The organism is Klebsiella sp. SYXHC3 (assembly GCF_057196925.1).
On record NZ_JBXUNG010000002.1, the window covers coordinates 385835 to 398790 of the forward strand.

8 protein-coding genes are annotated in these 12956 nt (G+C 58.4%); 7 read left to right on the forward strand and 1 reads right to left on the reverse strand.

Annotated features, from left to right (window positions below; all coding sequences use genetic code 11):
• Positions 1–2: 2 nt before the first annotated feature.
• The 6 genes from asd (at position 3) to glgP (ending at position 10768) form a co-directional block, all read left to right on the forward strand.
• Positions 3–1109 carry an aspartate-semialdehyde dehydrogenase gene (gene asd / locus AC2CGP_RS08830; protein WP_015369342.1) on the forward strand — a complete coding sequence of 369 codons (1107 nt, stop codon included), beginning with the start codon at positions 3–5 and terminating at the stop codon, positions 1107–1109.
• Between the two features lie 237 nt (positions 1110–1346).
• Positions 1347–3530, forward strand: coding sequence for a 1,4-alpha-glucan branching enzyme (glgB, locus tag AC2CGP_RS08835; RefSeq protein WP_015703690.1), 2184 nt, complete (start codon positions 1347–1349; stop codon positions 3528–3530).
• Positions 3530–5506 carry a glycogen debranching protein GlgX gene (gene glgX, locus AC2CGP_RS08840; protein WP_042893923.1) on the forward strand — a complete coding sequence of 659 codons (1977 nt, stop codon included), beginning with the start codon at positions 3530–3532 and terminating at the stop codon, positions 5504–5506. The genes glgB and glgX overlap by 1 nt, the downstream gene beginning before the upstream one ends.
• 68 nt (positions 5507–5574) lie before the next feature.
• The gene (gene glgC, locus AC2CGP_RS08845; protein WP_015703688.1) at positions 5575–6870 is read left to right on the forward strand and encodes a glucose-1-phosphate adenylyltransferase; all 1296 of its coding nucleotides are present in this window, start codon (positions 5575–5577) and stop codon (positions 6868–6870) included.
• On the forward strand, positions 6870–8303 hold the full coding sequence (gene glgA / locus AC2CGP_RS08850; protein WP_015369346.1) for a glycogen synthase GlgA: 1434 nt from the start codon (positions 6870–6872) through the stop codon (positions 8301–8303). The genes glgC and glgA overlap by 1 nt, the downstream gene beginning before the upstream one ends.
• Positions 8304–8320: 17 nt before the next feature.
• The gene (gene glgP, locus AC2CGP_RS08855) at positions 8321–10768 is read left to right on the forward strand and encodes a glycogen phosphorylase (protein WP_032709307.1); all 2448 of its coding nucleotides are present in this window, start codon (positions 8321–8323) and stop codon (positions 10766–10768) included.
• 96 nt (positions 10769–10864) lie between these two features.
• Here glgP and glpD read toward each other — a convergent pair whose 3' ends face one another.
• Positions 10865–12373, reverse strand: coding sequence for a glycerol-3-phosphate dehydrogenase (glpD, locus tag AC2CGP_RS08860; protein ID WP_020077778.1), 1509 nt, complete (start codon positions 12371–12373; stop codon positions 10865–10867).
• A gap of 206 nt (positions 12374–12579) precedes the next feature.
• Between glpD and glpE the strand changes: the two genes are divergently transcribed.
• Positions 12580–12909 carry a thiosulfate sulfurtransferase GlpE gene (glpE, locus tag AC2CGP_RS08865; protein ID WP_015369349.1) on the forward strand — a complete coding sequence of 110 codons (330 nt, stop codon included), beginning with the start codon at positions 12580–12582 and terminating at the stop codon, positions 12907–12909.
• Positions 12910–12956 lie beyond the last annotated feature (47 nt).

A 12956-nucleotide genomic window follows, 5' to 3' on the forward strand; every position in this document is an offset into this window, starting at 1 on the left:
TTATGAAAAATGTTGGTTTTATCGGTTGGCGTGGAATGGTCGGCTCTGTTCTCATGCAACGCATGGTGGAAGAGCGTGATTTCGACGCCATTCGCCCTGTTTTCTTCTCCACCTCTCAGCTGGGACAGCCCGCGCCGTCATTCGGCGGCAGTACCGGGGGGACGCTTCAGGATGCATTCGATCTGGAAGCGCTGAAGGCGCTGGACATTATTGTTACCTGCCAGGGCGGCGATTACACCAACGAGATTTACCCGAAGCTGCGCGAAAGCGGCTGGCAGGGGTACTGGATTGACGCGGCGTCTTCGCTGCGCATGAAAGACGATGCGATCATTATTCTCGACCCGGTTAACCAGGATGTCATTACCGCTGGCCTGAATAACGGCATCAAAACCTTCGTCGGCGGCAACTGTACGGTGAGCCTGATGCTGATGTCCCTCGGCGGCCTGTTTGCCCATGACCTGGTGGAGTGGGTCAGCGTGGCGACTTACCAGGCGGCTTCCGGCGGCGGCGCGCGTCATATGCGCGAACTGCTGAGCCAGATGGGCCAACTGCATGGCCACGTGGCAAGCGAGCTGGCGAACCCGGCTTCCGCGATTCTCGATATCGAGCGCAAAGTGACGTCGCTGACCCGCAGCGGCGACCTGCCGGTCGATAACTTTGGCGTGCCGCTGGCGGGCAGCCTGATCCCATGGATCGACAAACAGCTTGATAACGGCCAGAGCCGCGAAGAATGGAAAGGCCAGGCGGAGACGAACAAAATTCTCGCCACCGCGTCGCCGATCCCGGTCGATGGTCTGTGCGTGCGCGTCGGCGCGCTGCGCTGCCACAGCCAGGCGTTTACCATCAAGCTGAAGAAAGATGTTTCTATCCCGACCGTTGAGGAGCTGCTGGCCGCGCATAACCCGTGGGCTAAAGTGGTGCCAAACGATCGCGACATCACCATGCGCGAGCTGACCCCAGCCGCGGTGACCGGCACTCTGACCACCCCGGTAGGGCGCCTGCGTAAACTGAACATGGGTCCTGAGTACCTGTCGGCCTTTACCGTCGGCGACCAGCTGCTGTGGGGCGCCGCCGAACCGTTGCGCCGCATGCTACGACAGCTGGCGTAAACGCAGGACAAACGATAAGGGGTGTGGATACACCCCTTTTTTTTGCGTAATACAAGGAGTAAACGCGGATGTTGGATTTTTCCCCACGGAGGTAACGCAGCCTTGGCTATGCTTTAAGTAAGGAGTTCCTTACCTGAAGGTGGGACGGAGCAGGAGGATGCACGTTGGTGCTGCGCCGTTCAGGTCAAAAAAGTCGCCGGTTACAGGAAAGGGCGACACTTACAACAGGATGAAAGCATGTCGAATCGAATCGATAGAGACGTGATTAATGCGCTGATTGCAGGTCATTTCGCGGATCCCTTTTCCGTGCTTGGCATGCACCGCACCGAGGCGGGGCTGGAAGTTCGCGCATTATTACCAGATGCCACCGAAGTGTGGGTTATTGAACCGAAAACCGGGCGTAAAGTCGGCAAACTCGAATGCCTCGACTCGCGCGGATTCTTTAGCGGCCTGCTGCCGCGGCGTAAAAACGCTTTTCGCTACCAGCTGGCCGTCACCTGGCATGGACAGCAAAACCTGATTGACGACCCTTACCGTTTCGGCCCGCTGCTGCAGGACGTTGATGCCTGGCTGTTGTCCGAGGGAACGCACCTGCGCCCTTACGAAACCCTGGGCGCGCACGCCGACACTATGGATGGCGTCACCGGTACACGCTTTTCGGTCTGGGCGCCAAACGCCCGCCGGGTCTCGGTGGTGGGGCAATTTAACTACTGGGATGGCCGACGCCATCCCATGCGCCTGCGTAAAGAGTCCGGTATCTGGGAACTCTTCATTCCCGGCGCGCTTAATGGCCAACTGTATAAATTCGAGCTGATCGACGCTCATGGCAATCTACGCGTCAAAGCCGATCCTTACGCCTTTGAGTCGCAGATGCGCCCGGAAAGCGCGTCGCTTATCTGCGATTTGCCGCCGAAAGTCGAACAGCCGGCGGCGCGCAAAGCCGCGAACCAGTTTGATGCGCCGATCTCTATCTATGAAGTGCACCTCGGGTCCTGGCGCCGCCATACCGACAATAACTTCTGGCTAAGCTACCGCGAACTGGCGGACCAACTGGTGCCTTACGCAAAATGGATGGGCTTCACCCATCTGGAACTGCTGCCGGTAAACGAACACCCGTTCGACGGCAGCTGGGGCTACCAGCCGACCGGCCTCTACGCGCCGACACGCCGCTTCGGTACCCGTGAAGATTTCCGCTATTTCATCGATGCCGCCCACGCCGCAGGCCTTAACGTGATCCTCGATTGGGTTCCGGGTCATTTTCCGGCGGATGATTTTGCGCTGGCCTCATTTGACGGCACCTCGCTGTATGAACACAGCGATCCGCGCGAAGGTTATCACCAGGACTGGAATACCCTTATCTATAACTACGGCCGCCGCGAAGTCAGCAATTACCTGGTGGGTAACGCGCTGTACTGGATCGAGCGCTTCGGCATTGACGCGCTGCGCGTCGACGCGGTGGCGTCGATGATCTACCGCGACTATAGCCGTAAAGCGGGTGAGTGGATCCCCAACGAATACGGTGGGCGGGAAAATCTTGAAGCAATCGAGTTTCTGCGTAACACCAACCGTATCCTCGGCGAGCAGACGCCAGGGGCGGTAACGATGGCGGAAGAGTCCACCGATTTTGCCGGCGTGACGCGCCCGCCCGCCGACGGCGGCCTCGGCTTCTGGTTCAAATGGAATCTCGGCTGGATGCACGACACGCTGGACTATATGAAGCTCGATCCTGTCCATCGTCGCTACCATCACGACAAAATGACCTTCGGCATGCTCTACAACTACACCGAGAACTTCGTGCTGCCGCTCTCCCACGATGAAGTGGTGCACGGCAAAAAATCGATTCTCGACCGCATGCCGGGCGACGCATGGCAGCGCTTTGCCAACCTGCGCGCCTACTACGGCTGGCTGTTCGCCTTTCCGGGCAAAAAGCTGCTGTTTATGGGCAATGAATTCGCCCAGGGCCGCGAGTGGAACCACGACGCCAGTCTCGACTGGCATCTGCTGGAGGGCGGCGACAACTGGCACCACGGCGTCCAGCGACTGGTGCGCGACCTGAACCACACCTACCGTCACCATAAAGCGCTGCACGAGCTTGATTTCGATCCCTACGGCTTCGAATGGCTGGTGGTCGACGATCATGAGCGTTCGGTATTTATCTTTGTGCGCCGCGATAAAGCCGGCAATGAGATTATCGTCGCCAGCAACTTTACCCCGGTGCCGCGGCACAACTACCGTTTCGGCATCAACCAGCCGGGACGCTGGCGCGAAGAATTGAACACCGACTCGATGCATTATCACGGTAGTAACGCCGGAAATGGCGGCGTGGTTGAGAGCGAGCCCGTCGCAAGCCATGGCCGTCAGCATTCGTTGTCGATTACCCTGCCGCCGCTGGCGACCATCTGGCTGGTACGGGAGGCCTGATGACGACGCTTGCCGCGGGAAAACCGACGCCTTTGGGCGCCAGCTATGACGGCAAAGGGGTGAACTTCACCCTGTTTTCCGCCCACGCCGAGCGGGTGGAGCTCTGCGTGTTCGACCAGCAGGGCAACGAGCGGCGCTACGACCTCCCGGCGCGCAGCGGCGACATCTGGCACGGCTGGCTGGCCGATGCGCGTCCGGGGCTACGCTACGGTTATCGGGTGCACGGGCCCTGGGATCCGGCGCAGGGGCATCGCTTCAATCCGGCCAAGCTGCTGCTCGACCCTTGCGCGCATCAGGTGGCGGGCGAACTGCTGGACGACGAGCGTCTGCATGGCGGTATGTATGAGCCGGATGCCCGCGATAGCGCAGCCATTGCGCCAAAATCCCAGGTGGTCGATCTGCATTATGACTGGCTCGATGATAAACCGCCGCGCACGCCTTGGGGCGAAACGGTCATTTATGAAGCCCACGTCAAAGGGTTGACCTGGCTGCATCCGGAGCTACCGGAGGCGATCCGCGGCACCTATCAGGCGCTGGGCCACCCGCTGATGATCGATTATTTTCGCCGTCTGGGTATTACCGCGCTGGAGCTGATGCCGGTGGCGCAGTTCGCCAGCGAACCTCGCCTGCAGCGGATGGGGCTGAGCAACTACTGGGGCTACAACCCGCTGGCGCTGTTTGCGCTGGAGCCGCGCTACGCCAGCCAGCCGCAGCGGGCGCTCGATGAGTTCCGCGATGCGGTGAAGGCGCTGCACGCGGCGGGCATCGAGGTGATCCTCGATATCGTGCTGAACCATAGCGCGGAAATCGATCTTGAAGGGCCGACAGTCTCCCTGCGCGGTATCGATAACCGCAGCTATTATTGGATCAGGGACGACGGCGATTATCACAACTGGACCGGCTGCGGTAACACGCTCAACCTCAGTCATCCCGGCGTGGTGGAGTATGCCCTGCAGTGCCTGCGCTTTTGGGTTGATGAATGCCACGTCGACGGTTTTCGCTTCGACCTGGCGTCGGTGATGGGGCGTACGCCGGAATTTCGTCAGGACGCGCCGCTGTTTGAGGCCATTCGCCGCGACCCGGTATTGTCGGCGCTCAAGCTGATTGCCGAACCCTGGGATATTGGCCAGGGCGGTTATCAGGTGGGGAACTTCCCGCCGCTGTTTGCCGAATGGAACGACCATTTTCGCGATACCGCGCGCCGTTTCTGGTTGCAACAAAACGTGTCGTTGGGTGACTTCGCCCAGCGCTTCGCCGCCTCCAGCGATCTCTTTGCTCGCGATGGCAAACGGCCTGCGGCGACGATCAATCTGATCACGGCGCATGATGGATTCACCCTACGTGATTGCGTCTGTTTCAATCAGAAACACAATCAGGCGAACGGCGAAGAGAATCGCGATGGGACTAACAATAACTACAGCAATAATCATGGTATAGAGGGATTAGAAGCCAATCTTGCCGTGATTGAGCGGCGGCGCGATAGCGTACATGCGCTCCTGACCACGCTGCTGCTGTCGCAAGGAACGCCGATGCTGCTGGCGGGCGATGAACATGGCCATAGCCAGCACGGCAACAATAATGCGTACTGTCAGGACAATGCCTTGACCTGGCTGGACTGGCGGCGGGCAAATCACGGGTTAACCGCGTTTGTCGCCGCGCTTATCCACCTGCGTCGGCGCATTCCGGCATTAACCCGTAATCAGTGGTGGCAGGAGCAGGACGGCAACGTGAGCTGGCTCAATCAGCGCGGAGAACGGTTAAACGCCGACGAGTGGCAACATGGCGCCGCGCGGCTGCAAATCCTGTTATCCGATCGCTGGCTGATCGCGCTGAATGCCACCGCGGAGGTGGCGGATATGGTTTTACCCGCGGGGGAGTGGCGCGCCGTTCCTCCATTCGCCGGAGAGGATAATCCGGTCATCATGGCTGTCTGGCATGGGCCCGCGCACGGAGTTTGCGTATTTCAAAGGTCGTAGTCCCTGGGGGTTTTCGGCGCGTTCATGATGAATGAGCCGTGAAGCAGGGGAATCAAAAGGAGTTAATCATGGTTGGGCTAGAAAAGAACGATCCGTTGATGCTGGCGCGTCAACTTCCTCTCAAATCGGTGGCGCTGATCCTTGCTGGCGGGCGTGGTACCCGGCTTAAGGATTTAACCATTAAGCGCGCGAAGCCTGCCGTCCACTTTGGCGGTAAGTTCCGTATTATCGACTTCGCGTTATCTAACTGTCTTAACTCAGGTATTCGCCGCATCGGCGTGATTACCCAGTATCAATCGCACACTCTGGTTCAGCATATCCAGCGCGGTTGGTCTTTCTTCAGCGAAGAGATGAATGAATTCGTCGATCTGCTGCCGGCGCAGCAGCGGGTACACGGTGAAAACTGGTATCGCGGTACGGCCGATGCGGTGACGCAGAACCTCGACATTATTCGTCGCTATAAAGCCGAATATGTGGTGATCCTCGCCGGCGACCACATCTACAAACAAGATTACTCGCGCATGCTGATCGACCATGTCGAAAAAGGCGCGCGCTGCACCGTCGCCTGTATGCCGGTGCCCATCGAAGAAGCATCCGCCTTTGGCGTGATGGCGGTCGACGAAAGCGAGAAGATCATCGAGTTCGTCGAGAAACCGGCCAACCCGCCGGCGATGCCGAACGACGCTACCCGCTCGCTTGCCAGTATGGGCATCTATGTCTTTGATGCGGATTACCTTTATGAACTGCTGGCCGCCGACGATCTCGACGAAAACTCCAGCCACGACTTCGGCAAAGATATCATCCCGAAAATTACCGAAGCTGGCATGGCTTATGCACATCCTTTCCCGCTCTCCTGCGTGCAATCCGACCCGCAAGCCGAGCCGTACTGGCGCGATGTCGGGACACTGGAAGCCTACTGGAAGGCCAACCTCGATCTGGCCTCGGTGACGCCGGAGCTGGATATGTACGACCAGCACTGGCCTATCCGTACCCATATGGAATCGCTGCCGCCGGCGAAGTTCGTCCAGGACCGCTCCGGCAGTCACGGCATGACGCTGAACTCGCTGGTTTCCGGCGGTTGCATTATCTCGGGCTCGGTGGTGGTACAGTCGGTGCTGTTCCCGCGAGTGCGGGTGAATTCGTTTTGTAACATTGATTCGGCAGTCTTATTGCCGGATGTCTGGGTCGGGCGCTCGTGCCGCCTGCGCCGCTGCGTGATAGATCGCGCCTGCGTCATCCCGGAAGGGATGGTCATTGGGGAGAATGCGGAAGAAGATGCCAGCCGCTTCTATCGTTCAGAAGAAGGGATCGTGCTGGTTACGCGCGACATGCTGCGGAAACTGGGGCACAAACAGGAGCGATAATGCAGGTTTTACACGTATGTTCAGAGATGTTCCCGTTGTTAAAAACCGGCGGTCTGGCTGACGTTATCGGCGCGCTGCCTGCGGCGCAGATCGCAGACGGCGTGGATACCCGCGTGCTGCTGCCGGGGTATCCGGATATCCGCCGCGGGATTACCGACGCGCAGGTCGTCACCCGCCGGGATACCTTTGCCGGGCGCATCACCCTGCTGTTCGGCCATTTTAACGGCGTCGGTATCTATCTGATCGACGCGCCGCATCTCTACGATCGTCCGGGGAGCCCGTATCACGACGCCAACATGAACGCCTATACCGACAACGTGCTGCGCTTTGCGCTGCTCGGCTGGGTGGGGAGCGAAATGGCCTGCGGGCTGGATCCATTCTGGCGCCCGGAGGTGGTGCACGCCCATGACTGGCACGCGGGCCTGACGCCGGCCTATCTGGCGGCGCGCGGCCGTCCGGCGAAATCGGTGTTTACGGTGCACAATCTCGCCTACCAGGGAATGTTTTACTCCTGGCATATGAATGAGATAGAGCTGCCGTGGTCGTTCTATAACATGCACGGCCTCGAATTTAACGGTCAGATCTCGTTCCTCAAAGCCGGGCTGTACTATGCCGACCATATCACGGCGGTGAGTCCAACCTACGCGCGGGAAATCACCGAACCGCAATATGCCTACGGCATGGAAGGGCTGCTGCGCCAGCGCCAACACGAGGGCCGCTTGTCCGGCATCCTTAACGGTGTCGATGATGCTATCTGGAATCCGCAAAGCGATCTGCTGCTGGCGGCGCGCTATGACCGCGATAGCCTGGAAGAGAAAGCCGAGAATAAACGGCAGCTGCAAATCGCCATGGGGCTGAAGGTGGATGACAAAGCGCCGCTGTTCGCCGTGGTGAGCCGCCTGACCAGCCAAAAAGGGCTGGATCTGGTACTGGAGGCGCTGCCGGGCCTGCTGGAGCAGGGCGGGCAACTGGCGCTGCTGGGCGCCGGCGATCCGGTCCTGCAGGAGGGCTTCCTCGCCGCCGCCGCCGAACATCCGGGCCAGGTCGGCGTGCAGATTGGCTATCACGAGGCGTTTTCGCACCGCATCATGGGCGGCGCCGATGTGATTCTGGTTCCCAGCCGCTTTGAACCGTGCGGCCTGACTCAGCTGTATGGCCTGAAATACGGCACCCTGCCGCTGGTGCGCCGCACCGGCGGTCTCGCCGATACCGTGGCCGACTGTTCGCTGGAAAACCTCGCCGACGGCGTCGCCAGCGGCTTTGTCTTTGAGGACAGTAACGCGGTGTCGTTGCTGCGGGCCATCCGGCGCACCTTTGTGTTGTGGTCGCGGCCATCGCTGTGGCGCTACGTTCAGCGTCAGGCGATGAATATGGACTTTAGCTGGCAGGTGGCGGCGAAATCCTATCGTGAACTCTATCAACGCTTGATGTAACCACAGGAGCTATGGCTATGAATGCACCCTTTAGTTATGCATCACCCACGCTGAGCGTTGAGGCGTTAAAGCATTCTATCGCGTATAAGCTGATGTTTATCATCGGCAAAGATCCGGCGATCGCCAACAAACACGAATGGCTGAACGCCACCCTGTTCGCCGTTCGCGACCGCATGGTCGAGCGCTGGCTGCGTTCAAACCGCGCCCAGCTGTCGCAGGAAGTGCGGCAGGTTTACTATCTGTCGATGGAGTTTTTGATTGGCCGCACCCTCTCTAACGCGCTGCTGTCGTTAGGGATTTATGAAGATGTGAATAATGCGCTGGCCGATATGGGGCTCGATCTGGAAGAGCTTATTGATGAAGAAAACGACCCCGGTTTAGGCAACGGCGGTTTAGGGCGCCTGGCCGCCTGCTTCCTCGATTCTCTGGCAACGCTGGGCCTGCCGGGCCGCGGCTACGGTATCCGCTACGACTATGGGATGTTCAAGCAGAACATCGTCGACGGGCGGCAGAAAGAGTCGCCGGATTACTGGCTGGAGTACGGCAACCCGTGGGAGTTCGAACGCCACAATACGCGCTATAAAGTGCGTTTCGGCGGCCGCGTGCAGCAGGAAGGGAAAAATACCCGCTGGATAGAGACCGAAGAGATTATCGCTGAAGCCTACGATCAGATTATCCCCGGTTTCGATACCGATGCCACCAACACCCTGCGTCTGTGGAGCGCGCAGGCCAGTAGCGAAATCAACCTCGGTAAATTCAACCAGGGCGACTACTTTGCGGCGGTGGAAGATAAGAACCACTCCGAGAACGTTTCGCGGGTGCTGTACCCGGATGACTCCACCTATTCCGGGCGCGAGCTGCGCCTGCGTCAGGAGTATTTCCTGGTCTCGGCGACGGTACAGGATATCCTCAGCCGCCACTATCAGCTGCACCGCACCTACGACAATCTGGCGGCGAAAATCGCCATTCACCTCAATGACACCCACCCGGTGCTGTCGATTCCTGAGCTGATGCGTCTGCTGATCGATGAGCACAAATTTAGCTGGGATGAAGCCTTCGAGGTGACCTGTCAGGTCTTCTCCTATACCAACCATACGTTGATGAGCGAAGCGCTGGAGACCTGGCCGGTCGATATGCTGGGGAAAATCCTGCCGCGCCATCTGCAGATTATCTTCGAGATTAACGATTACTTCCTCAAGACGCTGCAGGAGCAGTATCCCAACGATACTGCTCTGCTGAGCCGTACCTCGATCATTGATGAATCCAATGGTCGCCGGGTGCGCATGGCGTGGCTGGCGGTTGTCGTCAGCCATAAAGTCAACGGCGTGTCAGAGCTGCATTCTCGCTTAATGGTCGAGTCGCTGTTTGCCGAGTTTGCGAAGATTTTCCCGATGCGCTTTACCAACGTCACCAACGGCGTCACGCCGCGACGCTGGCTGGCGTTGGCGAACCCGCCGCTGTCGCAGGTGCTGGATGAGAATATCGGCCACACCTGGCGCACCGACTTAAGCCAACTAAGCGATCTGCAGCAGCATATTGATTATCCGACGGTGAACCAGGCGGTGCGCCGCGCCAAGCTTGAGAATAAGCAGCGGCTGGCGAACTATATCGCCCAGCAGTTGAACGTGGTGGTCAATCCTAAGGCGCTGTTTGATGTGCAGATCAAACGCATCCACGAATATAAACGCCAGCTGATGAATATCCTGCACGTCATCACCCGCTACAATCGGATCAAAGCCGATCCGCAGGCGGAGTGGGTGCCGCGGGTGAATATCTTCGCCGGCAAGGCCGCGTCGGCTTACTACATGGCGAAGCATATTATTCATCTGATCAACGATGTGGCGGCGGTGGTGAACAGCGATCCGCAGATTGGCGATAAGCTAAAAGTGGTGTTTATCCCCAACTACAGCGTGAGCCTGGCGCAGCTGATTATCCCGGCGGCGGATCTCTCCGAGCAGATTTCGTTGGCGGGAACGGAAGCGTCCGGTACCAGCAATATGAAGTTTGCGCTCAACGGCGCGCTAACCATTGGTACGCTGGATGGCGCTAACGTTGAAATGCTGGAGCACGTCGGCGAGGACAATATCTTTATCTTCGGTAATACCGCGGAACAGGTAGAAGCCCTGCGCAGTAACGGCTATAAACCGCGCGACTATTATGAGCAGGATGAGGAGCTGCATCAGGCGTTGACGCAGATTGGCACCGGCCTGTTCAGTCCTTCGGAGCCTGGCCGCTACCGCGACCTGCTGGATTCGCTGATCAACTTTGGCGACCACTATCAGGTACTGGCGGACTACCGCAGCTACGTTGATTGCCAGGATAAGGTGGACGAGCTGTACCGCCATCCGGAGGAGTGGGCCAATAAAGCGATGATGAACATCGCCAACATGGGCTATTTCTCATCCGACCGCACGATCCAGGAGTACGCCAAACATATCTGGCATATCGACCCGGTTCGTTTGTAATCGGTTAAGCATCAGTAAAACGGGGCCCAGTAGGCCCCGTTTTTGTGTGTGCGGTGATGTAGCCCGGGCCAGGCGTCAGCCGCCGCCCGGGGTATGTCAGGACGCTAACGACAGTTCAGACTTTCCCGTATGTTGCGCCAGCCACTCGCTGATACGCGCCTGCTGCTCGGCATTCAGCCACATCCCCTGTTTGGTACGGCGCCAGATAGCGTCATCCAGGCTGCGAACCCACTCGTGTTCGACCAGGTACTTCAGCTCGGCTTCATAAAACTCGTGGCCAAAATCTTCTCCCAGATCGGCAAGCGAAGTCGCTTCGCCAAGGATCCACTCGCTGTTGCTGCCGTAGGTGCGGGCGTAGTGGCGGGCCATTGATTCGCTGATAAACGCGAAGCGACGGCGCAGTTTCGCCGCGTAGTCGTCGCGGTCGCCGCCGATATCGCCGCCGGGCAGAACGGCGGTTTTGGTCCACGCCGGGCCAATCCCCTGATAATACGGCGTCAGTTTTTCCAGCGCATGTTCCGCCAGTTTACGGTAGGTGGTGAGCTTGCCGCCGAATACCGACAGCAGCGGCGCCTGACCGTTCTCATCGTGAATATCGAGGGTATAGTCGCGGGTAATCGCCTGCGGCGAGTCGGATTCATCGTCGCACAGCGGACGCACGCCGGAGTAAGTCCAGACGATATCGTCGCGCGACAGCGTCTTTTTAAAGTGCGCGTTGTAGACGTTCAGCAGGTAGTTGATCTCTTTATCATCGATCGCCACCTCTTTTGGATCGCCGTTGTACTCGACGTCGGTGGTACCGATAATTGAGAACTCATCCATCCACGGGATGACAAACACGATACGTTTATCTTCGTTTTGCAGGATATAGGCCTGCTTCTGGGTGTGCACGCGCGGCACCACGATATGGCTGCCTTTGATCAGGCGGATGCCATACGGCGAGCGCAGATGCATGCCTTCGTCGAAGAAATGTTTCACCCACGGGCCGGTGGCGTTAACCAGACCGCGCGCGTGCCAGGTGAATTTTTCGCCGCTATCGATATCTTCCGCTTCCACCACCCACAGACCGTTTTCGCGTTTTGCCGAGATAGCGCGGGTGCGGGTGCGAACCTCGCCGCCTTTACGTACAACCATCTGGGCGTTGGCAAGAACCAGACGCGCATCGTCGACCCAGCAGTCGGAATATTCGAAACCGCGCACGATTTCCGGCTTAAGTACCGATTCCGCGCCAAAGCGCAAACCGGTCGAGCCCGGCAGGCTGGTGCGTTTGCCGAGGTGATCGTATAAAAACAGACCGATACGAATCATCCACGCCGGGCGCAGATGCGGGCGATGTGGTAAGCGAAAGCGCATCGGGAAGGCCAAATGCGGCGCCATTTTTAATAACACCTCGCGCTCCGCCAGCGCTTCGCTGACCAGGCGGAATTCGTAGTGTTCCAGGTAGCGCAGGCCGCCGTGAATCAGTTTTGAGCTGGCGCTCGAGGTGGCGCAGGCAAGGTCTCTCGCTTCCAGCATCAGCACGGATAAACCGCGCCCGGCGGCGTCTGCCGCGATACCGGCACCGTTGATGCCTCCGCCTATCACAATCAGATCTTTGATTTCCACGCTCGCACCTCGTTCACTTTCGTTTAAGCTCATAAATGTTCGATATCGCTCACTATAGCAAACAAACGCGCTTTTGGTAACATCAAAAAAACATTTCAGAGTGATGCATGTAACATATTGGCGTTTATTTACCGCCTGACGGTACACTAGCGGGTAAAATCAGGGTCGGTCACCGCCCGTCATGAAGTGCAATAGAGAAGAGAATCATGGAACAATTTGAATGTATCAATGTAGAAGAAGCGCATCAGAAACTGCATCAGCAGAAGGCGGTGCTGGTCGATATCCGCGACCCGCAAAGCTATGCAATGGGGCACACGCCGGGCGCGTTTCATCTGACCAACGATACCCTGGGCGCTTTTATGCGCGATAACGACTTTGAGACGCCGGTGATGGTGATGTGCTACCACGGCAACAGCAGTAAAGGCGCCGCGCAGTATTTACTGCAGCAGGGCTTCGAGAACGTCTACAGCGTCGACGGCGGTTTTGACGCCTGGCATCGTCATTTCCCGGCGGAAGTCGCGCACGGCTCGCTATAAGCGCGGTACGGTATATACTAGCCCCCTTTGTGTGGAATAAGCGATCC

Bases quoted from the DNA above. Each gene is read 5' to 3' on its own strand.
- asd (WP_015369342.1), top strand. From the start codon at position 3: ATGAAAAATGTTGGTTTTATCGGTTGGCGTGGAATGGTCGGCTCTGTT.
- glgB (WP_015703690.1), top strand. From the start codon at position 1,347: ATGTCGAATCGAATCGATAGAGACGTGATTAATGCGCTGATTGCAGGT.
- glgX (WP_042893923.1), top strand. From the start codon at position 3,530: ATGACGACGCTTGCCGCGGGAAAACCGACGCCTTTGGGCGCCAGCTAT.
- glgC (WP_015703688.1), top strand. From the start codon at position 5,575: ATGGTTGGGCTAGAAAAGAACGATCCGTTGATGCTGGCGCGTCAACTT.
- glgA (WP_015369346.1), top strand. From the start codon at position 6,870: ATGCAGGTTTTACACGTATGTTCAGAGATGTTCCCGTTGTTAAAAACC.
- glgP (WP_032709307.1), top strand. From the start codon at position 8,321: ATGAATGCACCCTTTAGTTATGCATCACCCACGCTGAGCGTTGAGGCG.
- glpE (WP_015369349.1), top strand. From the start codon at position 12,580: ATGGAACAATTTGAATGTATCAATGTAGAAGAAGCGCATCAGAAACTG.